This window comes from Spiroplasma endosymbiont of Megachile willughbiella, from assembly GCF_964273395.1.
Lineage (GTDB): Bacteria > Bacillota_I > Bacilli_A > Mycoplasmatales > Mycoplasmataceae > Spiroplasma_A > Spiroplasma_A apis.
Window position 1 is genome coordinate 845,163 of record NZ_OZ187005.1, and the last position, 25,761, is coordinate 870,923.

The window sequence follows — 25,761 nt, forward strand, 5'->3', positions numbered from 1 at the left end:
TAAATTATTTTAATATTTTCATAAATAAAAGACGAATTTCTTTTATGATCACAATTCTTATAGGGATAATATTAACAAAACTTATCTTATATAAAAACTTATCAACTATTTTAATACTAATTGAACATAAGCAAAAACTTCGATTATTGATTAATAATTTTAAATTAATAAAACTAGATAAAAATTTGATAATAGTTTTGTACTTTTATTAATTACTCACGAATAAGTGAATTGATATAAATGGTTTAACTTATATTTCACATAAAATAGAAACCTAAAAGTTTTTTAATTTTTTAAAATATTTATCATTCAACTAAGAAATATTTGCAATTTATAATTTTAAAAGAAATTTAATGATTTAAAAAAACATTTATTGCAACCTTTGTTAAATCTTAATAGTGTAATATTAGTTTATATATAATAAATTTATTATATAAGGAGGAGAAAAATGAAAAAATTATTAAGCTTATTAGGAGCATTAGGAATGGTTGCATCAACTGGTGCAACAGTTGTTGCATGTGGAAAAACAACCACTGAAACAACAGAAAGCAATGCTACAATCATATCTGTAAAAACAGACAATGATACTATTAGTAAAAAATCAGGAGAATCTATTGTAAAAGTTGAATTAAAAGAAGTACTATCATCATCTGATAAACTAACAATTACAAGTGATAAAGGGAATGAATCAATTTTAAAAATTGCTGATGGTGTAAAGAACAATAAGAACGCTAAGATATATGAATTCAAAATCACTTTAAAAGATGACTTACCACAAGAATCAACTACAGAGAAATTGATTGCCAATTTGAACGGAAAAGCAACAGATAAAAGTGTTGAATTATCAATATCACAAAGAGGTCAATTTGATTTAAGTCTTATTGGTGATTTCATTAACGGAACTGGTTTTGCAGGTACGATAAATAACTTCGGAAATAAAGGATTTCTTTCAATTGACTCTGGGAAAATGTCAGATAAGAATTTTATCAACGATTCAGTTAAAGAGTATGTAAAAAATGTTTTAGAATTAGAACTTGTTCAAATGATAATAAAATTGGATGTAAAAACAGTTTTAGGAATGGTAGATATAACTTATTTAGATGAATCAGGAAAAGAAGTTACTGAAAATAAAGATGTAGCAGCAATCAAAATCACAGTTAAAGATGGTCACGCTAATGATATTGAGGATTATCATGTTATTGGAGAAGCAAAGGTAAAACTTGCAGAAAAGAAAAAAATATCAGAACTAATTACTAATAACAATAATGAACTAGGAGCTTTAAATGTCGACCCTAATGATAAAGAAAAACTAAAACAAGCAATACAAGATAAGTTATTAGAAAAAAATATTGATCAAAAATTGAAAGATGCTTTTAAAAGCAAAGATATAGAATTAGATCAAATTAATGACACATTAGGAACAGCAAAACTTAAATTTAATTTTAACAGTTCAATTCAAAATGATAAAAATATTGAGATCAAATTTTCAATAGGACAGGCTTAATAATTTCAAAACTACGCTAGCTTATGCTAGCGTTTTTATAACACTATTTTTTATTAGCGCGAATTTTATATTTTCAATTGAAGAAACAATACTTGTTAAATTAAAATAAAGATTATTGGTTGTTATAATTTACATTTTCTACAATCATTATTGTGAGTTTAATAATTGTTTGATAGTTTTTCTAGAATATATAGTTTAATATAATCTTCAAGATAGATAAAAAAATTATATTAGGATAGTTCAATAAAGAGATTGTTAATTAAAATATAGACCCCTCTTATAAAATAGATTAATCATTATTTCGTTCACTTATAGAATCTTATATTATGTTCTCCTACCCTTTTTTAGAAATTATATAAAGTTTGTGTTCAAAAATGTGTAAAATAATATTGATATTTAGGAGTGAATAAATGAAAAAGCTTATCAGTATACTTACTGCAACTACTTTAATAGCATCATCTACAGTTTCAGTAGTTGCTTGTAGTAGTAACGCTAACTTTAGAGAATTTAAATCATGAATAAAAAACGAAGATAGTTTTTTATTATACATTGGAGCCAAAGATTGTGATTACTGTCAACAATTTGAAGACACATTAAAAATGACCAACAATGAATTAGAGCAACTATTAGCTAAAGCTAATAGTATATATAATGCAAAACATAGTAATGAATCTAAAATAAATAACGGTGATTTGACTGATTTTGGTCGAAAAATAAAACACAATAAAATAGATTTTCATCAATTTATTACTGATGAAAAAGCAAATAATTGAAATGAAAATTGAAGTAAAAATATCTACAATTGGATCGTTGAACAAATAGTAAAAGTTTATATAAAAGTAAGATTTGAAACAAAACCAGAAATTCAAGACAATTATAAAAGATATTATAAGATTGCTGAAGATAGAGTTAAAACCTACTTATCTTCTAATAGAGGGACACCATTCTATCTTTTGGTTAGAAATGGTAAACTTGTATTTTGAGAAGTAGGATTTGAAGGTGCAACTAACAACAATTATAAAGAAGCTTTAGAGAAATGATTTAAAACATTCGATGATGCACTTAATCAAGATCAAATAGAAATTAAAATAGCAGATAAAATTGATGGTTCGAAACCTTCTGAAGATAAAAAAGAAAGCTTATCAAATTTTGAAAAGTATAATTACAATTTAGACTTAAATAAATACATAAATAAGAAATAAAATCGTAAACCTGAGATTCCTTAACGAAAGTCTTAGGTTTTTTTTACTTTTAATAAAAAGTTTAATTATAAAATGTCTAGCATTAACATTAATTTTTAAAAGAATTCTAAAATCTAAAAATAATTTTATATTGAAAATTATTATTACTTTATTGTGTATCATATTTATATGTGTATTAAATATTAATATACTAAAAGGAGAATTATATGAAAAAATTATTAGGATTATTAGGCGCACTAGGAATGGTGGCCTCAACAGGTGTATCTGTTGTAGCATGTGGTAAAAAAACTGAATCAATCGGTAAAGTCTCTTTAGAGAAAAGTACCTTGAGTGCTAAAGATGACTCAACAAATTTAACAGTCGAACTTAATAAAGATCTAGCAAGTGCTGATAAAATTACAGTAACAAGTAACAAAGGTGAAAACTCATTGTTGAATATCGAAGAAACAAAAAAAGAAACAAAAAAAGTTGTTTATAAAGTTTCGTTAAAAGATGATTTACCTGAAAACGAGGTTAGTGAAGGATTAACTGTTAAACTTAATGATACAGAAGTTGGTTCTGTTGAAATAAAAATATCTAAAAATAAAGATGCATCAAGAACAGATGTGAGTTTAAATTTAATTCAAGCGGTCATTGGTAGTGGTATTGGCGTGAATTCAAACATTATTAAAAATCAAGAGAAAGTAAAAGATACACTAATTAACTTTGCAAAAGGTTTATTGAGTCAGTATGGATTTGCAATTGATGTAGATGTGCTCCTATCAATGGTGAATGTAAAGTTTTTGAAAAATGACACAGATTTAGCTATAAATAATCAGGACAAAGTTGCCTTCGTTAATTTAGAAATTATTGAAGGGAAAGAGGACACAATAGATGGTTATCACATTACTGGTAGTGCTAAAATCAAAATATTTGAACAAAATAAGTTAGAGGAAGCTTTAAAAGTTAGAGAATTGGGTCAACTTAAAATAGATAAAGGTAACCCTGATGAATATGTGATAAGACAAGCTATTTTAGAAAAAAATTCAACAACAGGTTTTAATAGCGGAAATATATATGATATAGATATTAAAAATATTTCTATTAATGAAACAAAAGGAACTGCACAAATAGATGCTATTTTAGGGAAAAGTTTTTATTCTGAAACATCAATTGAAGTTTCTTTTACAATCTCTGAGGTTGAAGAATTGAATATCGAAAATATCTTTGTTGAACAACTATCAGATTTAGAATCTTACAAAAACCAAGCGCAAATTCTAGAAAAAATTAAAGTAGAATCAGAAGCAAAAGTTAAAAAAGCTGGATTAGATTACGAAATTTTTAAAACAAAAATCACGGAAGTGTTCAATTTTGAATATATAACAGATGATGGAAAACAGGCAAAAGATGGTGTAGATGATGTATTTAGCGTGGATGTAACAATAAAATCAGGAAAAGAAATGACCTTAGGTAAAAAATTAACTGGTGATTTTTCGATATTACTTGGTGACTTTTAAATATAATTTATTAAATCTTAGTATAAAAAAGTTTATTTAAAACTATACAAAAAAGTTTTCGAAAAATCAATAATTAGTTTTAAAGGAAAAAACCGTTAGGACTAAACTGGGAATTTAAATTATACAGTTATTAAATAACAACGCTGGCGTTAGCTGGCGTTTTTTTAATTTGCTACTTTTTGTATTCTTTTCTCATTATATCAATTTATGTGCCCGTTTATCTCGTTGAACTTCCTTTTGTAAGTATTGATACAATTTAAATATTCACTTATTGAACATCAAAAGAAAACTAATTTTTTCTATTGTCTAAAGAGTTGCCTATTCTGCTCATTCATATTTCACTATTCATTTTTTTACTAAATTTCTTACTTCATAACTTAAGAATTCAGAACCTTGGTCTGAGTACAATATAAAACTTGTTTGTTTTTTTAAAGTATCGAACATTAATTAAGTGTTTTTTTATAATAAGCATCTAGTTTGTTTGTCTTATGGATAATAGCTACGGATAAACAATAATTATTTCCTTCTACCAACTCTTGAAGATAAGAAACATCAATTGCTATAATTTTATCGTTTTAGGATTATAGTCACACTTTATTAAATCCTTTAACTTAGTGTTAAAGTTTTTCACTTTTTGTAATAATAAAACCTCTTTTTTTATATAGTATCTTAGAATTTTGTCGTTCATATTAAAATTTTTTTGTCTCAATAAGATAATTATTCTTCTACTCCAAAAGATGGATTTCAAAACACTCAATACATATATATCTCACTTTTTAAAAGGTTATATTTATAACTTCTAACAATGCTTTTTTTTGTAAAAGAATGTTCTATGCATTAAAATAATCCTTGCTTTTATTGTTGTGTTTAGATATTGTATTTTATTAACCACTTCTTTTTCTTTTTCGTATATTTTATTTTCAATCTTCTATAACTTCTTTTTTCTGCTCTTTATTTAAATCATCGTTTATTTATGGTATATCAGAATCACCTCTTTTTTTATGTCTTCCAGATACCTTTTTTCTAATTAAAATTTTTATACCATAATTATCTAGTAACTTAGATTTTATACTAAATCTTTTTTGAATTTCACCTATAAGTCTTATAACTTTATTTTTTTTAATTCTATATCACAGCTCAACAACTCTTATTCCTTGATTTTTATAAATTTTATTATTTTTAACCATTGTTCAATTGTTCGCTCTTGACATAAAAAAAATTCTACACTTCTTTCTAGTGTAGAATTGTTTTTGCTTGTTTAGAATACCCTGTTCTTTCAATTTATAATAGATTCACTTTTTTAAAAAAATCTTGAGTGATGACTTATTTATTAGAGTAATTAATATTTGATAGATCTATAAAATTCAATTTATTTACTTACATATGCCTCTGCTTTACCTGTTAAATGTAATCCTTTTAATGAGTCTTCTTTACCCTTTATAATTTCAAAAGTAAATGACCTTACTGTATCAATATTATCTTTTGCTAGTTCTTTCTTATCATTAAAATATTCAATTTTAACTGTTTCATTAACAAGTTTATTTATATCTAGTTTTTTTAATACAGGCGCAAAAGAACTATAACGCTCTACCAATTTATTAACATAACTTATGAAATCATCTTTAACTTGTTTTTGGCTTTTTAGATCTACACTTTGACTTAACTTAACATCTTTTAAAAAGCCAGAAAGCATTGAAATCTCAACATTATGATAATCAAAAACAAATGGTAAAGGTAAACCTACAACACTAGATTTGTTGTCTTTATTAATTATTATACCTATAAATTCTGTTGCGGGTGTGTCAAAAGGACCATAACCCATTGCTTCTGGTTTAATCGATACATCTAAAGTATATTTTTTATTATCTTTTGGGTCGATTACTAAATCAGTAACATCAAAGTTTGATTCTTTAGACTTTGATATATATAACTTTTCGCCCTCCCCTAAGGGTTTGTTTAACATAACTTCTATTTTACTGGTATCATCTTTTTTATTAAAAATGACTTTTGAAGCATATGTTTCTCCAAAATGCTTAATATCTATAGTAAATCCAGGTCCGATATTATCATTTCCAAGTTTAAAAGTTAACTTTTCAGTAGTAAATGGCACGTCTTTTAAGTTTTTCAAACTAATAGTACCTTTAAAATAGCTACCTACTTTTGTAAACTCGGAGATTTGAAGAACTGACTCAGTACCTTTATCAGAAGATACAACTATTTTATCTGTTTCATTTAAGGTTTTATTTATTTTAACTGTAATATCTACTTTTTGTTTTTTACTAGTAATGATTTTGCTATTAAGAGTTACTTCTCCAACCGGCATTATTTTTATGGGAGTAGCGTTTCCAACTAATTTGTCCCCTTTTTTAACTGTTAACATTTCTGTAGTTGTACCATCAACGTTTTTACTCAATTTGATGATACTTGTATAAAATTTCGGGTCTTTTTCATTTTTTACAAATTTACTTAGTTTTAAAAGAGATTTATCTCCTTTATCAGAAATAACTTCTAAAGATTCATTACCAGCCAACGTTGAAGATAATTCAACATTTAAAGTTACTTCATCAGAACTACTTGCAATTTTTGTAGAAGAAAGATTTACATCTCCTATTATATTAATTTTTATTGAAACTTCTGATCCAACTAGTTTATCACCAATCTTAACAGATAATTTTTCAGTTACAATACCAAAATCTTTAACTTTAATTGTACCTGTATAAACTTTTTTATCGAAAAAATCCTTAGAAAGCTTTTTGGGTAGTTCTAATAAAGATTTATCACCTTGGTCAGAAAATAGAGATAGTTCTTGATTTGGTGCTAAAGTATCTTTTAAATTGACAGTTATCTTAACTTTTTGAGATTTACTTGTTACTTCATTGATATCAGTTTTAACTGTTCCTAAATTTTCTGTGGGTGTTGTTGGTTTTTCCTCAGACTTATTCTTTGTACCACCACATGCAATTACAGCTGAACCAGTAGATAAAATAAGTCCTATTGATGCTAATAATCCTATTAATTTTTTCATTATATTCTCCTTTAATAAGGACTAATTAAAATTAGTCCTTGTTCACATTAATGAAATTAATATTTTTATTATTTAATATAGATATTATGATCAATAAAATTATTATTAAAAAAATAACTAAATGACAAATTAATATAGCTTAAAAAAAACGGAAATTATTTAACTATAGTTAATTGATTATATTAAAGTCAAATTAGTTAATTATTAAAAAAATTTTAAACAAGATTTTATATAAAACACTTTTTATAAATTTTAAAAGTAATTTTTAGACCTATAAAAAAAATTACTTTTTTCAACTATAAAACAATCATCTTACTTTAACATTACACCTCTCTTCATAATAATGTCTTTTAAAATCACATTATTGACATAAAGTATTTTATATTTATCAAAAGAAAAAAGTTACTCTTTTCAGTAACTTTTTTTAAAATATTTTCCATTTTATGAAAAAAATATTCTCCGGTCTTACTAGTATGATTGTTATTAATGTTCAAAACTAGAAAACAAAAAAAGACACAAGTGTGTCTTATCAAGTCCTATAAATGGTCCCCGGGGCCGGACTTGAACCGGCACGACCGTTTAAAATCGCTGGATTTTAAGTCCAGTGCGTCTACCACTTCCGCCACCCGGGGGTATTAATAAAAAATGGTGTCCCGTATAAGACTTGAACTTATGACCCACTGGTTAAAAGCCAGTTGCTCTACCGACTGAGCTAACGAGACGTATTGATAAAATGGCTGGGCTAGCAGGATTCGAACCGGCGCATGAAGGAGTCAAAGTCCTTTGCCTTACCGCTTGGCTATAGCCCAATAATAAAAAAATGGTGGGGAGAGACGGATTCGAACCGCCGAACCGAAAGGAGATGGTTTACAGCCACCCGCGTTTAGCCACTTCGCTATCTCCCCAAGATAATAAGTGGTGCTGACTAAAGGAGTCGAACCTTCGACCTATTGATTACTAGTCAATTGCTCTACCAACTGAGCTAAGTCAGCGTCTTCTGATAATTCTTAAAGATAAGAACCTTTTCAATTATACAAAATAATAAGTCATTATGTCAATAAATTTTAATTAATTTTTAAAAAAATGAGTAATCATCTTTTATTTACATTTGACTAAAAAAAATGTAACTTGTAAGTAAAGAAAATAAAAAGTACTCTGGGCGGAGCACTTTTAAAAGATTTAATCCAAAACAAGTCTATTATTATAATTAAATTTATAAAAATGCTTATTTGATAGGGCTAAATAAACAACATGGGCTATATTTAAACCTGTTCCAGACATATTTAATTATATTTTATTTTGTTCAGAATATCAATAAAGAGTGATTATTTTGTAAATAATATTTATAAAAAATACTTACTTATAATAAACAATCTATTGATCAATAATTTAGACTCATTATCACTAAACAAAGATAGTGTTTTTACCCCATATAAGGGTCATAAACAACCAAAAACAAACTTAGAAGATGTGATTATAGGCTTTTTTGTTTGTGATTGCTTTGAAGCCCCATAAAGTGGTATCAAGTTGTTTTGATTTTTAAAAGTTTTAAAAAATAATCTAAATTAATGAATATTTCGCAAAATAAAATACTCATTAAACATATTAATGTTCAATGAGTATTTAGTTACATTTATTAGTCATTAATGATGACTAATTTTTTAATAATCTTATTTCACTTATTTGTGCTTTAGAGTTGGTTGTTTTCAACTTTATATTAAATATGTTAGTAATTTTCCCATCTGATACTTTATAAATAAAATCATTCTCTGCATTTATTTCAATATCAACAGTTAGCTTTTTAAAATATTGGTAAACTTTTTCTTTAATGGTGCTTAAATTAGTGGTTTCTTCATTTATATAGTTATCAAGACAACCAATTAGAGGAGTTAATCAATCTTTATTCTCTGCACCCATTTTGATTACATTACTTAACACTGATGACTCTACAAAACTTCCATCATCATTTAGTCCTAGATGTTTAAATAAATGGTTAACATCGTTAAGAGCATTTTGTAAGGCATCATTTTCATACATACTTTTAAATAAACTTGCTAAGGTATCGAAATCAACTGTAGATTTTTCAACTTTTTCTGTAGAATCTTTTAAATCTTTGAAAATATCTGACAATTTCTTATTAAAAATCATATCTAATGCATTATTTGTTACGTGATCAAATCCTAATGCTTTATCTGTTGGTTGTTTTTGAAACATCTCTACTAACTCACCAACAGTTTTGTCTAAATAACTCTTTAAACTTAAATTTAAGTGTTTATTATCATTATTTCATAAATACCCAACTCAATTTAAGGCAAACTTATTTCAGTCATTGTTTTCGTTTACGGCTTTTATAACATTTTTTAAGAAATCTGGTAGAGCTTCAACACCTAATAATGTATCAGCGGTGATTGTACCATCTTCAACATAACTAGTTAAACCATTATCATCCTTATTTTGCCCTAGACCCATATTTAAAAATGCTCTTATAATAAAATCAATTGAAATTTTGACTTTTAGTCCCGCAACAACAGAGAATTCTACGAAGTCTGCTTTATTAAGTTTTTCAACAAATTTAGAAACTAATTTGATTAAACCGCCTTTTTTGTTTCCTTTATATTTTACAGTTCCAAATAATGCATCAATGTAACTAATATTTAGTTTGTCGTCAGTTCCTAAAAGAAAGTTTACTATATTTTTTAAGATGAAGCCTTCATTATCGGTTGATAAAGCATTTAATATGTTAAAAATATTCTTTATATCTATTTTGTTAGAAACAATTTTTGTATCCCTCATGGCACCAACCTCGTTTAAGGTCATTGCTCTGGATGTAATATCTTCAAACTTGAATTGATCAAGCGGCAATAATAAAGTTCTTACAAATCTAATAACTTCAGGTATAGCTTTAATATTCTTAGTTATGTCAAAACTAATTGTTTTTTCACCACTCAGTAGATAAGAAATATTATTAGCAAGTGAATCTATTGCTTTATCATAATTTGAATTTATATCATCTTTTGTATCATACTTTAATGTATCAAAACCTTCAATCGAAAATAGATTGTTTACAGCGTTTGCTAATCCAATAACACTAGAATCAAGTGAATCTTGATATGTCATGTCTTTATAAATATTGCTGCTAAAAGCTTTCTCAAATAATTTTAGAGTATCATTATCAAGTACTTTTGCCAATGATTTTAAAGTATCTTCTGAAATTAAATTTGTAATAAATGAAGGGTCTTTTGCTAACATTAAAAGCAATTGACCTAAACTAGAAGGATTTGTGCATAAATTTAATATTGTTGGTAAAAGATCTGTAACTTTCTTCAATGACTCAATAGTTTCATTATCTAGAGCTTTGACACCACTTTGGTAAATATTATCTGACAAGTTTAACTCTTTTGCCATCAAGTTTTTATCAAAGTAAGTATTATAAACATCATTAAACTTACTATTTACATTTATATCATTTGAATTTCCTTCTTCTGTGATATCTAACTCGCTCAATGTTTTATTTTGTACAAGTGAGGTTAATATCGAAGAAGTACTTATGTGCTTATTATTGTAATCGATGTTTTCATTTTGATTCATAAATAAAGCTTTTGCCGTTTGTGACATTAATTTTGATGTGATTACGCTTTTATATTGTTCGTTATTTGAGTCTATTAATTGAGTATTTTTAGCGCCACATGCAACAACTGTTGCACTCGTCGAAGCACCAATACTGATTGCTCCGATTAAACTTAATAATCTTTTCATATTTTTTTGTCTCTCCTTATATTTTTTTATCTTAGTAAAAATGACTAACTGGAATATATAGTAAAAGTATTACTAAAAAGGTTTGTTAATCAAATTTGTTTATTTATATTCTTATTCACCGACAACATTTTAAAATCAACACACCTCCTTGATTTTTTTAATTTTACATTATAAAGTACGAGTGTAAGAAAATGTAAAACAAATTTGAGAATATTGAAAAAATTTTAAAAATAAATATGGTGGTAATTTTTTAGTACTAATTGAAAATCGATAATTGATTTCAAAAAAACATATTAAAAAACACGATGCTAAATGTCGTGTTTGTTCATTATTTTAAGGATTAATGGTTCTTTTGATGGTTGAGGCAAAATATCTATTATAGCCTGAGCTTGTAATGTAAAACTCTCTGTATTATCTTTGTTTGTAAATAATGTCATAACGACTTCGTTTTCTTCTACATAATCATCTGTTGTTTTATTTAGATATATGCCAGAAGCGAAATCTATCTTGTCATTTTTAGTTTTTCTACCCGCACCTAATTCCATTGATAAAAGGCCTAGTGATTCAGCGGATTTGAAATTTATATAACCTTTTTTAGGAGAACGTATTTCAATAGTATGGGCTGTTTTAAAATTTTTATCGTAATTTTCGATAACCGAGAAATCTCCCCCTTGCGCTATTATGAATTCTTTTAACAAGTTGGCTGCTTTACCAGATTTCAATAGTTTCATTATTTCTTGTTCAGCTAAGTTAAGATTTTCAAATATCTCAGACTCTACAAGCGTTATGCTGGCTGCTTTAACGCACAATTCTATCAAATCCGAAGGTCCACTACCATTAAGTGTATTCCACGCTTCTCTTACTTCTAAAGCGTTTCCAATAGCTCTTCCTAAAGGACGATTCATATTTGTAATCATAGCAGTTACATCTCTTTTATGAGATAGGCCAATATTAATCATAGTCTTTGACAACTCAATAGCGTCGTCGACTGTTTTCATAAATGCTCCACTTCCTACTTTAACATCTAAAATAATCTTGTCAGCTGGTATTACCAGTTTTTTAGACATAATACTTGAAGCGATTAAGGGTATTGAATCCACAGAACCAGAAACATCTCTTAATGCATATATTTTTTTATCAGCTGGTACAACATCTTCTGATTGACTCATGATCGAAAGGCCAACTTCGTTTAAAATTTGTTTGAACTTGCTTTCACTTATTTCACCTGTTCAACCAGGACAACTTTCAAGTTTATCAATTGTTCCACCAGTTTGCCCTAAGCCTCTTCCTGATAATTTGGCAACTTTTACCCCAAATGCAGCTACTAGCGGTGCAAAAATTAAACTAGTTTTGTCTCCAACACCACCAGTTGAATGTTTATCGGCAGTTGGCCCATTTACACCTTCTAAATTATAAGTTACTCCAGAATTTACCATAGCTTCTGTAAAATATGATATTTCATTTTTAGTCATTGAGTTAAATCAAACTGCCATATTAAACGCAGACATTTGATAATCTTTTAAAGAGCCATTAGTAAATGAACTTACTAATCATGTTATTTCTTCTTTTGATAGTTCTATGTTATTTTTTTTCTTTTCAATGATCTTAACAAAGCTCATTACGTTCACCTATTCAAATCTATAAGATTGATAAATATTAATAAAAGCTACATTTATTTTTTTTGTCCACTTTTTTAGGAACTAAGCCATTTGCTTTTGGATCAAAATTTATGTATTTATCCATATTTTTTTGAACTTCTTTTTGAACATTTTTAGTTAATAATTCTGTTTTAATTGAAATAAATTTTTCAGGCATCATTGGTTTACCAAAAATTACCTTAACTTCTATTTTTTTTGGCCTATTTTTATCAAATAGTTTGCAAGAATCAATAATTGTTACTGGAACAATTGGTGCATATGCCATTTGAGCAATTTTCATGCTTGCCCCAAGGAATTCGTTCATTTCTTGTTTAGCACTTCTTGTACCCTCAGGGAAAACTACAACAGTTCTTTTATATTGGTTGATAAGTTCCTTACCTTCTTTCATAGCTTGTAAGGCGCTTCTAGGACTATCACGATTTAATGAAATGTTATCAGTTAAGTTCATAAAATGCTTAAATATTTTTTTTGTTCATAATTCTTCTTTTGCGATAAATGCAACAGGTTGTTGCAATGAATAATCATTAATTGCTAATAAAAGAATTGGGTCTAAATTTGATTGATGATTTGGTGCTAATACTATTCCTCTATCTAATCAATTTTCAATACCAAATACTGAAATGTTAACATTTGCAATCTTTAGAACTTTTCTAATTTTTTTCTTAACTCAATTATAACGATACTCCTCAGAATACATGTTAGGGTCTGTTTTTATTTTTTTTGTCATTTTTTTAGCTTTTTTTACAGTTCTTCATATCGTTCAAGCACTAAAAAAGATTCTTCATTTAGAAACAATTTCTCTTTCTTTTCTTTCTTCTCTAACTTGTAATTGCTTTTGGTCAGAGACCGCTACTTCATTTGCTTTTAATTCTTTTTTCTTTTCCATTTTTTAATTCCTCGTATATATTTTAACTTCGAACTCATCGTTATATATGGTTTCTGTTAATGTAAATTCTTTATCATTGATTTGAGGTGCAAAAGTATCCCCTTCATAAAGGCCTTTAACAACGCTAACAACAAGTTTATTTGCAAACTTTAAGCTAAAATCGTAAATTTGCTTTCCACCAATAATTATAAGTTCTTCTGAGCTATTTTTATAAGAATTTAGAAAGTTTTCAAAATCATTGATTATTATTAGATCGGGGTGCTTCAAATCAATAACTCGTGATGTTACAACATAATTTGTTCTGTTAGGGAGTGGTTTTAATCTTAAAGACTCTCATGTATTACGACCCATTAATACTTTTTTATTCTTTGTGTAGTTAACAAAGAATTGCATTTCTGACTTTATATTTCAAGGTAGTCTATTGTTTAAACCAATTACTCCTTTTTCGTCTTGCGCTCAAATCAAAGTAATCATTATACTGCAACAGCTCCTTTAATTGGTGGATGACTTTCATATCCTTCTAAAGTGATATCTTCATAAGTAACATCAAAAATTGTTTTATTCTTGAAGTTAATTTTTAATTTTGGTAATGGTTTGGGTTCTCTAGATAATTGTAAATTAATCTGCTCCAAGTGGTTAGAGTATATATGAGCATCTCCGATTGTATGAACAAAGTATCTAGGTTTATAATTACATTCTAATGCAACTAATGTTAACAACAAAGAATAACTAGCTATGTTAAAAGGAACACCTAGAAAAATGTCTCCACTTCTTTGATATAGTTGTAAGTCTAAATAACCATCACTTGATACATAAAATTGAAATAAAGAATGACATGGTGGCAAAGCCATAAAAGGTACTTCAGAAGGATTTCAAGCACTTATAATGTGTCTTCTAGAATAAGGGTTATTCTTTAGGTCATTTATCAAATTAGTAAATTGGTCAACTCCTTCAAAGTTTCTTCATTGTTTTCCATATACTGGACCTAAATCTCCGTGTTTTTTTGCAAACTCATCGTTATTTTTTATTTTTTCCACGAATTCGTTCAAAGTTTCCCCTTTGTAATCAGAAGATTTTTTATAAATTTCGAATGGTCATTCGTTTCAAATCCCTACCCCATTATCGACTAAGTATTTTATATTGGTATCTCCTTTTATAAATCAAAGAATTTCATGTAGTATTCCTTTAAAAAAAACTTTTTTAGTTGTTAAAAGAGGGAAACCTTCCCTAAGATCATATCTTGTTTGTGTACCGAATAATGAAATAGTTCCAGTACTAGTACGGTCCATTCTTGTTTCGCCTTTTTCTAAGATAGTTTTTACTAATTCTAGATATTGTTTCATAAACACCTCACTATAAATAATTATATATTGATATTATGGTTTTATTGCAATTGCCACAGCATAGTTTCTTTCATGTGATATAGATATTTGAATGTCTTCTAATTCATCATTTTTTACTATTGGCTTGTTATTTAAATAACTTACATTGATGTTATGTGGTGCTATGTTTATATCAATTGCTTTAAAGATAGCTTCTTTAACGGCTCATCGACCCGCTAAAAATTGTAGTTTACGTTGATGGTCTTCAATTGCATTTAACAACTCGATTTCTTCGGTGTGAAGTATTCTTTTTATGAGACGTTCTTCTATAGAAACACGATTTATTTCTATAATATCTATACCAACTTTAATCATTCTCACCCAAATCTGCATACGCAAAGTATTTATTTATTCAAAATCCATTATAATTTTTTTTAGCAATATCAGGATTTTCAGATCCTCCTAAAACCAACAATGCATTTGGATTTAAATGATTTCAGTTTTCAATTTCACCTAATTTTTGTGTCAATAAACCACCAGTCGGTACAAACTCCATACCTTTTATAAAGAAGTTGGAAGAATATAATGAAGCTAAGAATGGGAAAGTTTCCATGTTTTTTGTTGTTGTCTGATTTACGTAGTAAATGTTTCTCATAAAACTATATGTCTTAACAGGGTTTCTTAAAACTTTTGAAAGTGCTCGTCTTTCACTGTCATCAGTTGCATTGTCTAAATTGTCTATATTGTTAGCAATTTTTATAAAAGGATTAGTTTCATTTTGTGATGCGTCTGGTTTTTGCTTGTTTCAATCATAAAAATCTTTTAATACTTCTGGTGTTACTCATTGAAGTTTTGTTTCTATATTTTTTTCTTTTTTAAATTCTTCTAAACTATTAATGAGATCATGACTATAAACTTTTGTTTTTTCTGTGTTGGTAACAAATGCTTGAATTCCCATAAGTAGTAATTCACTTGTAATTCTAAATACACTTTTACTGTCTTCTGGCATAAGATTTATACAAGCTGAAATTGGAGCAGTTAAAGGATTGTCACTAGTGTATCCATTTACCATCAGTTCCTCAAATTCTTTAAAAACTGGTTTCAAAGTCGAGGTATCCATAGATTCCATCTTTTGATTAGCAATAGTTGTTAAAGGTTTAATCATATATTTTTGAATACATTGATTAGTATAAACTATAGATGAAAAATTCAAATAAGGAATCTCAGTTGAGATTTTTCTACTAATTGCATATCTATTAAATGAATTACCGTCTTTTGTCCAATCCGCTTGTTCTTTTTCGCTCATTTCATTAAAATTCAATCTTCCAAGAGTTTGTGTTTCAGTTGCTATGAATGGATTCGATAAAAGTGTTGTAAATATTAAAGAAAATGTCATTCCTATTGCAAAACCATTAACAGCCCCTAACATTGTGTCTGCTGAACCAATTATTTTTAAACGTCTAATTCTTTTTTTAACAGCTATAAATAAGAATAGACCAATAAGGTTGACTAAAATAAATGTCAATATTGTTAAAATTAAATAAAGAACACAAGCAACACAAACAGTAAAAAACTCATAGCCTAGGCCTTGAGAATCAAAATTAAGATCACTAGTAATACCCATGGTTTTGAATAAATTCAACAAAACATCTTTTATACTATCAGACATTGATTCAAATGCAGAAGCCAAACCTTTTGAGGCTAAAAAATTCACAACTGTTTTATTAATTGAATTAGTTATTATTGTTGGAATAAACATCATTAAAACAATTGCAACAAGTTCAACAAGCAAGATATAAAAAGAAACGAAAAACCCTCGTTTTGCACCGAAAGCTGTAGTTGATATAATTATTGCTAACGCTAAGATATCAAAAAGTCATCATGGCCCAATATTAAATATCATCAAGAAGCGCTCCTTTATTTACTAAAAAGATTATACCAACTTTTATTTATGAAATAGAACATAAAAAGCAATAGTATAATATTAAGGTAGATTTTAAGGAGTACAATTGTGAATAACAAATCTTGAAAAAATGTTAGCCTAACAATCATCAATAGTATCACTAAAGAATATGACAATTACATTGAGCAAAGTAAAAATCCTTATATAAAATACCTTATTAGACTTTCTAATAATGATGTTATAAGTATATATACAAATAATACTCTATTGATACAATCTTCGAATTGACAAAAGTATGCTATTAAATTCAATTTACCTTACAACAACACAGTAAACAGTCAAAAAAAAGAACAATCAATGATTGAAAGTTTCAATGATATTAGTGTTATTGGTTGTGATGAAGTGGGAGTTGGTGACTTTTTTGGTCCACTTGTTGTTTGTTGTGCATTAGTTCCTAAGGACTTTGCCAAGTCAGAGCCTACCGTTTTCTCTAAAATAAAAGACTCTAAGAAATTAACTGATAACGATATTTACCGAATTTATCCATTATTACTTGAAAATATAAAACACTCATTTTATATAATGGATAATCAGGAATATAATGATCTTTACGATAAATACCAAAATACACATAAATTAAAAGCAATAGCACACAACAAATGTTTAAATCTATTTTTAGAAGACGCTGAAATCAACTATGACAAAATAATAATGGACCAATTTGTTAACAAAGAAAAATATTTTTCTTATCTCGAGGACCAAAATACTAAGATTATAAAAAATATTGAATTTTACACTAAAGCAGAAGATAAAGTCATTGCTGTTGCTTGTGCCAGTATAATTGCTAGATATCATTTTTTGACCACAATTGGAACCCTAAGTAAGAAATATAACATTAATCTACCTTTGGGGGCTGGTAATAGTGTCAAGACATTAGTGAACAATTATAAAACCAGCTTGCCAAATGATGTAAAAAGTTTTATCAAGTTACATTTCAATGACAAAATAAAATAAATGTCTCATAAAAACAAATAAATCCATACTTCAAAGTATGGATTTATTTGTATTAATTTTTATTTAATTATTTCAACTCTAATACTACAGCTTCTTTATACTCCAATATTACATTTGCATCATTTAACATTCTTTTTGATACTAAATTTTCAGTTGTATTGCAATATTTGTCAGATGAATATATGATTTTTTTGATTCCTGACTGAATTATACTTTTAGAACACTCATTACATGGAAATAAAGAGGTATACAATGTGCATCCATCGACACTTCTTTGTGAAGAAAGGATCGCGTTTAATTCTGCGTGAACTATGTATGGATATTTAGTATTTTCTCAGTCACCATTACGATCTCAAGGATAATTATCATCATCTAGTCCCCTAGGTAGTCCATTGTAACCAGTTGAAATGATAATATTCAAATTATTGACAATTACACAACCTACTTGTGTTTCTGGATCTTTGCTTCGCATAGCATTTAACTGAACCATTGCCAAAAAATATGTATCTCAGTCGATATAGTTCTTTCTTTTACTTATCATTATAACCTCCTACTTAAAAACGTACTAAGTTTCCGTTTGCATTGAAATACAATCTTCATTTATTTAGTCCTAAAAAGCGATTAGCTTGCTCAACACTAAAAGTATTGTATTGTATATAAGCTCCCATAGCATTAATTGAATCACGGTCTTCTGCTAAAGAAGAATATGGTAAAAATAGGAAAATAATTGGAATGATTACGAATCCAGCAATCATTACAACTGGCATAACAAAGTATCTATCAAGATTTTTATAATTATAAGTCATCAACATAGTTAAAGCTCCAGAAATACCTGATGCAGTAACTATTAATATTATTTCGTTTGTTGTTTTAAAAAATAATGAATATGCAATCATTATAAGAAGTGGCATAATAATTCTATTTTTAGAGAAAATAATAACGGTGTCGTTTTTCTTATCTCAAGTTGTAACACCTAAAGCTGCAATTGTTGAGGCTGTGAAACCTAATACACCATTAAATTGACCAAAAGGTATCATGACTGATACAAATAATCCAGCAAGAACATAGGTTATTAATGTAATTGATGCAAATTTCAGTGTTCCCAGAACACCTTCTGTGTATTTAGATAGTTTCAAGGTTAAAGAACCAATAATAAATACTTCTATTATGGCTTTCAACAATCCACCATTATTAGCTGTAAAACCATATGTGAATATTCTTCAATATTGTTGTCCAATAACTGTTAAAGATCTATTTGTAGCACCAAAGAAAAGTGAGGCAACTGCATCAGATTTTAAAGGAGTATTTGGATTTCTCATATTTAACATAGTTCACATTATATAAGTAACAATTGGTAAAATTATAAACATTGCACCCAACAAAATTGACAGCGCACTATTAGTTGTCATTCTTGCAGCTAGATTTTTTAACTTAATATTACTAGATTCTGAAGGATTTTTTAATGAGGCTAACAATTCTTCTTCATCAATTTCTGGAGAATCTTCGTTTTTTTCAATAACAAGACTATTTATTCTAGGGAAATGATTACTTAATTTAGTTTTAATAGTTTCTAAAGAATCAACATCTATTAAAGTTCCATCAACAAGCGATATCTCTAAATTTGAAGTTAAGGCAATGATCAAAGTATTTAATTTTTCTCTTTTAGCAGACTTAACTGTATTTTTTATTTCTTCTAAATTTTTGTCTGATGTTACAGGATTACCAATAGTAACACATACAATTTGAAACTTATTTTTAGGATTAACTAAATAAGAAATATTTTCATTACTGTATTTAGGTAAAGCTTTATATTTTTCAACTTTAATTAAAAAGTGTACCAAGTTTAGTTTTAATTCACTAAAATTTGCGTTCATATTTTACACCTATTCTTCTAACTCTTTAAGTTTATCATTAAATTCTTTTGGTAAATCACTATTTAGACTGATATTTTTTTTTGATATCGGATGCTCAAAGCTTAAGTTGTGAGAATGCAAGTATTGTCCAAACTCCATTTTTTCATCTTCTTTATAAGCATAAAGCGGGTCTCCTAAAACAGGGTGTTTTATGTAATTCATGTGTACCCTAATTTGATGAGTTCTCCCAGTTTCGATAACACACTTTAATAATGTATGTTTTTTGAAACGTTTCATAACAGTGAAATGTGTTCGAGCATTTTTTGAATTTAAATCAGTTACAGTCATTTTTTTACGATCATGTTTTTGTCTCCCGATAGGAGCATCAATAAGTCCCGTATTTGGTTCAACAACTCCGTGTACGAGTGCCAAATACTCTTTATGGATTTTATTTTTTGCTAACATTTCTGTTAATGCTCTATGTGTTTTGTCATTTTTAGCAACAATCATCAAACCTGTTGTCATTTTATCAAGACGATGGACAATTCCAGGCCTTAAAACTCCCCCAATAGAAGATAGTTTTTCAAGTTTATATAGTAGACCATTAACTAATGTACCATCAGGATTTCCAGCCGCAGGATGCACAACCAAATTATTTGGTTTATCAACTACAATTAAATCATCATCTTCATAAACTATTTTGAAATCAATTTTTTGTGGTTTAGCATCTAATTCTGTTGGTGCTTTTAATTCGACATATATCTCATCATTTTCTAGTAGATTATATTTTGGAGTTACTTCATTATCATTAACCTTGATGTAACCTTCATCTATTAGTTTTTGAATATAACTTCGCGAAAAATTATAACTATCTTTAAGTCTATCTGTTAAGAACTTGTCTAATCTACCTTCATTATTTGTTAACACCAATCTTATTGATTTCATTTTAACTCTCCTTGTTTATTTCTTTACTTCTAATTTTTCAATTTGTTTTTATTACTTTTTTATCTTTTAGATAAGTTTTTCATAACTCATATCTATTTTTTATGGTTTGTTTCTTTATAGAATGAAGATAAGATTTTTCTAACTTGTGAAGCTTATCTTTAGTTTCGAGATAAAAATCATATTTTTGTTGATTTTTTTTGTAGAAGATTTCTTTCACTTGTTGAACTGAAAAAATAATTAACGAAAGGATCAACATTCCGATTGAAATATTAACAAATAAATCAGCAAGATTAAATATGTATGTGTCAGATCCTAATAATTGGAAATCTCATTTTAAAAAATCAACTACTCCACCACTAATACCTCTAACGTTTGGAGCTCAAGCCCTACCCAGTAGATTGGCAAAACTTCCAGCTAACATAACATTTATTGATTGTGTCCAAAATTTATTGTTAACAAATACAAAAATACCTATTAATATTATAGTTACTAATGCTGCTAATGCAATCGCTAGGGTTGGATTGTCAGAATTCATTCCCAAAGCTGCTCCTGGGTTAATGATATACTCCATTTTTATAAAGCCAGGTATCAATTTACCTTCTTGACCATAACTAAAATTTTTTACTATCAAAGCTTTTGTTATTCAATCAAAAAATATTAGACTTAAAAATAATGGTAGACATCAAAGAAGTTTATATCTAGCGTTATAATCATATGTTTTAAGAATTAATTTTAAGTTTTTCATAAAATACCACCTTAATTAAGTACGTCATAACAGCGTTCACAGATATCTTCTTTAAGATTATCGAAAATTGCTCAACAACGTTCACATTTTAATCCTTCTTTTAATTTCACACTAACTTCAGCAACCCTAGAGTTAACATCACTTAAAGATTCTTCAAAGATTATTGAGTTAACAATTAAGATTTGATTTAAATCATCAATTTGTTTTATAAAATCATAATCTTTCTTTAATTTTATAGTCAATTCTGCTTCAAATCCTTTTTTTATTATTTTTTCATTTCTAGCTTTTTCTAATGCTTCATTTACATCGTCACGAAGTTTTAAAACTGTTTTTCATTTTTCAACAAAATCATCTTTCATCATGAAATCTTGTACTCTTAGATCTAATAAATGAACAGATTCCAGTAAAGTGATGTTTTTTATATTTTTATAAACTTCTTCAATAGTGTGAGGTAAAACTGGTCTTAAAACATCGATTAAAACTCATAATTGTTCGTACATAACTGTTTGTACTTGTCGTCTTCTTAGAGAGTCTCTTTTTTCAACATAAATAATATCTTTTATAAAATCTAAGTAAAATGCAGACAAATCATTTGCGACATAATTATTGATTAACTTATATGCATTGTTGAAATTGAATTTTTCAAATGATTCTGAAACCTTTTGTTTGAATACTGCAAGATTGTGTAAAGCAAAATTATCGACCTCTTTTAAGGTTTTTGCTTCATCTGTCATTGGATTAAAGTCAACTAGATTAGAAAGTAGGAATCTTAAAGTATTTCTTATTTTTCTGTATGATTCTGAAATTTGTTTTAGAATATCCTTCCCTATCTTTTGATCGTCTGTAAAGTCTGTTGAGAACACTCATAATCTTAAAATATCTGCTCCTAAATCATTTGCAATATCAATCGGATTAATGGTATTACCAATTGATTTAGACATTTTTTTACCTTTTTCATCATTTGTCATACCATGAGTTAATAAAGTTTTATATGCTGGTTTTCCATCATAAATAACTGAGTTAATTATTGATGAATTAAATCAACCACGGTATTGGTCATTACCTTCTAAATAAACATCGAATGGTCTTTTTAAACCAAAGTTTTCTTCTAAAGCAATATTTGATGAACCAGAATCGAACCAAACATCTAAAATATCTTTTTCTTTTGTTCACCCTTTGTTACGATACTCTTCAGGCAGAAATTCATCAGCACTTAACTCAAATCAAGAATTAGTTCCTTTTTCTTGAATCACATTAATTGCATATTTAATTATTTCTTTATCTAGTTGAGGTTGTTTTTTTTCATCGTAGAATGCGATAATAGGTACCCCTCATAATCTTTGTCTACTTATTGTCCAATCATTTCTATCTTTAACGATGTTTCTCAATCTTTCCTTAGATCATTCAGGATAAGTAACAACATTGTTAACAATAACGTTGTCTATTTCTTTTTTAACTGCATCCAAACCTACAAACCATTGGTTTGTAGCACGATAAATAACTGGTTTTTTTGTTCTTCAGTCATGTGGGTATGAGTGTTTTAAAAATTTTAGTTTTAATAAATAGCCTTTATTTTCTAACTCTAATCCGATAACTTTATTAGCATCTTCGTAAAATAACCCTTCAAGTCTTTCATCATCAACAGTGATGTCAAACTTTCCTTGATCATCTATTGGGGCAAATGCTTTGATATTGTGTTTTGAGACAATTTCAAAGTCGTCTTGTCCAAAACCACCAGCTATATGAACTAGACCAGAACCAGATTCAGCTGTTACGTGATGTCCAATAACAATTTTCCCTGTTTTTTTATCATATCAAGGATGTTTATATTCAAGATCAACAAACTCTGCTCCCTTTAAAGTTTTTAATATGGTTAGGTTTTTTCAACCCACTGATTCTGACACCTGAGAAAGTAAGTCTTTTGCTAAAAGATATTTTTTATCTGATGCATCTGACGTAATAACAACATATTCCATATCTTCTCCAACAGCAATTAACTGATTGGCTGGTATTGTTCATGGAGTTGTTGTTCAAATTATTGCATTTACATTATTAAATTCAGGATTATTTATTATAGGAACCCCAACGTAAATTGAAGGTGACCTAACTTCTGCATATTCGATTTCTGCTTCTGCAAGTGCCGATTCACTAGATGGTGACCAATAAATTGGCTTTAAATCTCTATATATTAATCCCTTTTCTATCATTTTTAAGAATAGGTGAAGTTGACTAATTTCATAATCTTGAGTCAAAGTAATATATTTTTTATCATAATCAGTGAATATACCTAATCTTCTGAATTGTTCTGATTGATTTTTCACTTGATCTAGTGCATAATTCTTACATAAATCTCTAAATTCTGTTGGTTTAATTGCTTTTCTATCGACACCTTGTTTAGTGATTGCAGTTTCAATCGGCAAACCATGTGTGTCTCAACCCATTATATATGGTGAATTATATCCACTACTATTTTTTCAACGCACGATGAAATCTTTCAAAATTTTATTTAATGAGTGACCAACGTGAATATCTCCATTAGCATATGGTGGTCCATCATGTAAAACAAACAAAGGTTTATCTTTGTTGCTTGATATTTTTTTATTGTAAATATTTTCTTCCAACCATTTATTTTCCATTAATGGTTCCTTTTTATTTAAATCTGCTTTCATCTCGAAATCTGTTTGATAGATTAATAATGTGTCTTTATAATTTTTTTGCATAATAAATCCTTTCATATAAAAAAAACGCCCTTATAAAGGAGCGTTTGATCGCGGTACCATCCTTAGTTATGTAAAAAAAATTTACATATCTTTTTTTTCTATAACGCGAAAACCGAGGAGTTCTACAAAGTTGAAACTTCTTCTTCTCCTAATAACCAAGTGATGAATATATAGTCCATTTATTAGTTCACACCAAACACTAACTCTCTGAATAACTTTTTATATATCCTTGTCTTGTTCTTTAAATATATTTTCGTACGATTGCACGATTTTTCTTGAGTTAATTATATCATCATTTAATGAAAAAACATTTAACCCTATGATGTTTTTCTTAGCTTCATTTGTTAAGTCTCTTTTAAGAGCTTCGAAAGCAGATTTGAAGACATTTTCATTGAAATATCCAATTCCACTAAGTGCACTTGTGATAGAAATGTCAATAGGTAAATCGTTTATGTAATAAAGATTATTTTTAATACTTCAGTTTTCATCTAATAAAGACCTTAGATAAGCGTAGTAGAATTCCATAGTTTGCATTTCAATACTTGCTTCTATAATTGTACCCTTGCGTACTTTAACTTTACTTTTATCATTTATTCCGAATTCAACATCATCTAAATATTCTAACTTATATCTTGACATAACATTAAAAGTAGTTGGTGATATTATATCAATATAACCTTTTAATGACTCAATTAAGTCTATGTATGAAAAACTTCCTGCAACGAACTTATCTTTTCGTAAATGATCAAAGTTTATTGATGCGGATACAAAAAAGTCTTTGTTTTCTAATCAGTTTTCAAGTTTTATTTCACGAATTGCTTGTGAGAGTGTGGACTTACTTTCAAAACTCCTCAAAGTTTCACCAACAATTGAAATATCAATTCCGTCCAAATTCATTTCTCTTATCAATTCTTTAAGAGATTTTTTTATATCTTTTTTTTGGTCTCACTTGAATAAAATTTTATCTGCTGAAGCTCCTCCAATAGATAAAATGTATTTTTTATTTTTATTTTTATTGGTGCTTAAAAAAATGTAGTTTTTATCTTTTTCTCCATTTTCTGCTGATTTGTTTCTCAATGTATATTGAAAATCAGTATCGTAATTATTAGAGATAACCTGTTCTTTTTCTTTATCGTAAACACCTGGAACCGAATAAGCCAACTTGATATATTTTACATTTTTATAATTCTCACAACAATCAATAGTTTCTAATGGAGGTGCTTCAACTCATTTATTAGATTCACTATCGGCAATCTTGTTTTCTTTTGTGACTCAATCATATCAATAAAATGATAAATTATTTTCTCTTTTTTCTATTAGCTTATTAGTTTTTTCATCCAAAACTCCCTTGTTGTTCGATTTGAATAATATTTTTTGTGTTCCAGTAAGTATTCTTGATCTTGCAACCGCCTTAATATTTACTGAGTAGATAGAATTATTCAAAATGTCTACCGTATCAGATTCTTTTTTTATAGAGTTTTTGTCAATAGTTATGTTTGAAAATAGTTCCAATTCTTTATCAGAATAATAACCATTTTTTAGATTTTTTCGGACAAAAGTTGTTATTAAGTTTTTTTCGTTAACTTCAATTATTGGAGTATCAGTCAAATCTCCATTAAAATTTAATGATGCAATGTTAGTTGTGGTCTTTTCAAAACAAGAAATTGTTAGTGAACTTGTTGAAACAACTAAACTTATTGTGCTAAAGATATTTAATATTCTTTTCATTTTT

At 27.6% G+C, this 25,761-nt stretch carries 20 protein-coding genes and 5 tRNA genes; 4 read left to right on the forward strand and 21 right to left on the reverse strand.

Going from position 1 to position 25,761, the window contains the following annotated elements:
- The first annotated feature begins 448 nt into the window (after positions 1–448).
- The 3 genes from ACI2WZ_RS03700 (at position 449) to ACI2WZ_RS03710 (ending at position 4,202) form a co-directional block, all read left to right on the forward strand.
- Positions 449–1,504 carry a lipoprotein gene (locus tag ACI2WZ_RS03700; RefSeq protein ID WP_500244681.1) on the forward strand — a complete coding sequence of 352 codons (1,056 nt, stop codon included), beginning with the start codon at positions 449–451 and terminating at the stop codon, positions 1,502–1,504.
- A gap of 410 nt (positions 1,505–1,914) precedes the next feature.
- Positions 1,915–2,706: a lipoprotein gene (locus ACI2WZ_RS03705; RefSeq protein WP_500244682.1), complete on the forward strand. Its 792-nt coding sequence runs from the start codon at positions 1,915–1,917 to the stop codon at positions 2,704–2,706.
- 206 nt (positions 2,707–2,912) lie between these two features.
- Positions 2,913–4,202 carry a lipoprotein gene (locus tag ACI2WZ_RS03710; protein WP_500244683.1) on the forward strand — a complete coding sequence of 430 codons (1,290 nt, stop codon included), beginning with the start codon at positions 2,913–2,915 and terminating at the stop codon, positions 4,200–4,202.
- 318 nt (positions 4,203–4,520) lie between these two features.
- Here ACI2WZ_RS03710 and ACI2WZ_RS03715 read toward each other — a convergent pair whose 3' ends face one another.
- From ACI2WZ_RS03715 to ACI2WZ_RS03785, 15 genes are all read right to left on the reverse strand, one after another.
- Positions 4,521–4,646, reverse strand: coding sequence for a hypothetical protein (locus ACI2WZ_RS03715; protein WP_500244684.1), 126 nt, complete (start codon positions 4,644–4,646; stop codon positions 4,521–4,523).
- A 527-nt stretch (positions 4,647–5,173) separates the two neighbouring features.
- Complete coding sequence (locus tag ACI2WZ_RS03720; protein WP_500244685.1) at positions 5,174–5,413, reverse strand: hypothetical protein; 240 nt, start codon at positions 5,411–5,413, stop codon at positions 5,174–5,176.
- Positions 5,414–5,571: 158 nt separating this feature from the next.
- Complete coding sequence (locus ACI2WZ_RS03725; RefSeq protein ID WP_500244686.1) at positions 5,572–7,227, reverse strand: lipoprotein; 1,656 nt, start codon at positions 7,225–7,227, stop codon at positions 5,572–5,574.
- 543 nt (positions 7,228–7,770) lie between these two features.
- Positions 7,771–7,859 (reverse strand) — tRNA-Leu (locus ACI2WZ_RS03730).
- 14 nt (positions 7,860–7,873) lie between these two features.
- Positions 7,874–7,949, reverse strand: a tRNA-Lys gene (locus ACI2WZ_RS03735).
- 12 nt (positions 7,950–7,961) lie between these two features.
- Positions 7,962–8,036 (reverse strand) — tRNA-Gln (locus ACI2WZ_RS03740).
- Positions 8,037–8,048: 12 nt separating this feature from the next.
- Positions 8,049–8,132: transfer RNA gene (locus ACI2WZ_RS03745), tRNA-Tyr, on the reverse strand.
- Positions 8,133–8,143: 11 nt separating this feature from the next.
- A tRNA-Thr gene (locus tag ACI2WZ_RS03750) sits at positions 8,144–8,219 on the reverse strand.
- A gap of 661 nt (positions 8,220–8,880) precedes the next feature.
- Positions 8,881–10,983 (reverse strand): MOLPALP family lipoprotein, encoded by a 2,103-nt coding sequence (locus tag ACI2WZ_RS03755; RefSeq protein ID WP_500244687.1) that lies wholly within the window; start codon positions 10,981–10,983, stop codon positions 8,881–8,883.
- 308 nt (positions 10,984–11,291) lie between these two features.
- Complete coding sequence (locus ACI2WZ_RS03760; RefSeq protein WP_500244688.1) at positions 11,292–12,602, reverse strand: thymidine phosphorylase; 1,311 nt, start codon at positions 12,600–12,602, stop codon at positions 11,292–11,294.
- Between the two features lie 37 nt (positions 12,603–12,639).
- The gene (locus tag ACI2WZ_RS03765; RefSeq protein ID WP_500244689.1) at positions 12,640–13,527 is read right to left on the reverse strand and encodes a lysophospholipid acyltransferase family protein; all 888 of its coding nucleotides are present in this window, start codon (positions 13,525–13,527) and stop codon (positions 12,640–12,642) included.
- Between the two features lie 3 nt (positions 13,528–13,530).
- Positions 13,531–14,001 carry a dihydrofolate reductase gene (locus tag ACI2WZ_RS03770; protein WP_023789784.1) on the reverse strand — a complete coding sequence of 157 codons (471 nt, stop codon included), beginning with the start codon at positions 13,999–14,001 and terminating at the stop codon, positions 13,531–13,533.
- A complete protein-coding gene (locus ACI2WZ_RS03775; protein ID WP_500244690.1) occupies positions 14,001–14,870 on the reverse strand; it encodes a thymidylate synthase in 870 nt (289 codons plus the stop codon). The genes ACI2WZ_RS03770 and ACI2WZ_RS03775 overlap by 1 nt, the downstream gene beginning before the upstream one ends.
- A gap of 33 nt (positions 14,871–14,903) precedes the next feature.
- The gene (locus ACI2WZ_RS03780) at positions 14,904–15,224 is read right to left on the reverse strand and encodes a holo-ACP synthase (RefSeq protein WP_041612614.1); all 321 of its coding nucleotides are present in this window, start codon (positions 15,222–15,224) and stop codon (positions 14,904–14,906) included.
- The gene (locus tag ACI2WZ_RS03785) at positions 15,217–16,752 is read right to left on the reverse strand and encodes a CvpA family protein (RefSeq protein ID WP_500244691.1); all 1,536 of its coding nucleotides are present in this window, start codon (positions 16,750–16,752) and stop codon (positions 15,217–15,219) included. The genes ACI2WZ_RS03780 and ACI2WZ_RS03785 overlap by 8 nt, the downstream gene beginning before the upstream one ends.
- Before the next feature lie 108 nt (positions 16,753–16,860).
- Here ACI2WZ_RS03785 and rnhC point away from each other — a divergent pair, with 108 nt between their 5' ends.
- A complete protein-coding gene (gene rnhC, locus ACI2WZ_RS03790; protein ID WP_500244692.1) occupies positions 16,861–17,766 on the forward strand; it encodes a ribonuclease HIII in 906 nt (301 codons plus the stop codon).
- Positions 17,767–17,833: 67 nt separating this feature from the next.
- Here rnhC and ACI2WZ_RS03795 read toward each other — a convergent pair whose 3' ends face one another.
- The 6 genes from ACI2WZ_RS03795 to ACI2WZ_RS03820 all read right to left on the reverse strand — a co-directional run bounded on the left by ACI2WZ_RS03795 (position 17,834) and on the right by ACI2WZ_RS03820 (position 25,757).
- Positions 17,834–18,307 (reverse strand): deoxycytidylate deaminase, encoded by a 474-nt coding sequence (locus ACI2WZ_RS03795; protein ID WP_023789795.1) that lies wholly within the window; start codon positions 18,305–18,307, stop codon positions 17,834–17,836.
- A gap of 13 nt (positions 18,308–18,320) precedes the next feature.
- Positions 18,321–19,640 (reverse strand): hypothetical protein, encoded by a 1,320-nt coding sequence (locus ACI2WZ_RS03800; protein WP_500244693.1) that lies wholly within the window; start codon positions 19,638–19,640, stop codon positions 18,321–18,323.
- Between the two features lie 9 nt (positions 19,641–19,649).
- Positions 19,650–20,564 (reverse strand): RluA family pseudouridine synthase, encoded by a 915-nt coding sequence (locus tag ACI2WZ_RS03805; protein WP_023789799.1) that lies wholly within the window; start codon positions 20,562–20,564, stop codon positions 19,650–19,652.
- A 1-nt stretch (position 20,565) separates the two neighbouring features.
- Positions 20,566–21,309 carry a signal peptidase II gene (lspA, locus tag ACI2WZ_RS03810; RefSeq protein WP_500244694.1) on the reverse strand — a complete coding sequence of 248 codons (744 nt, stop codon included), beginning with the start codon at positions 21,307–21,309 and terminating at the stop codon, positions 20,566–20,568.
- Positions 21,310–21,320: 11 nt separating this feature from the next.
- Entirely contained in the window at positions 21,321–24,029 is a 2,709-nt protein-coding gene (gene ileS / locus ACI2WZ_RS03815; RefSeq protein ID WP_500245183.1) for an isoleucine--tRNA ligase, read from the reverse strand.
- Between the two features lie 219 nt (positions 24,030–24,248).
- A complete protein-coding gene (locus ACI2WZ_RS03820) occupies positions 24,249–25,757 on the reverse strand; it encodes a lipoprotein (RefSeq protein WP_500244695.1) in 1,509 nt (502 codons plus the stop codon).
- Positions 25,758–25,761 lie beyond the last annotated feature (4 nt).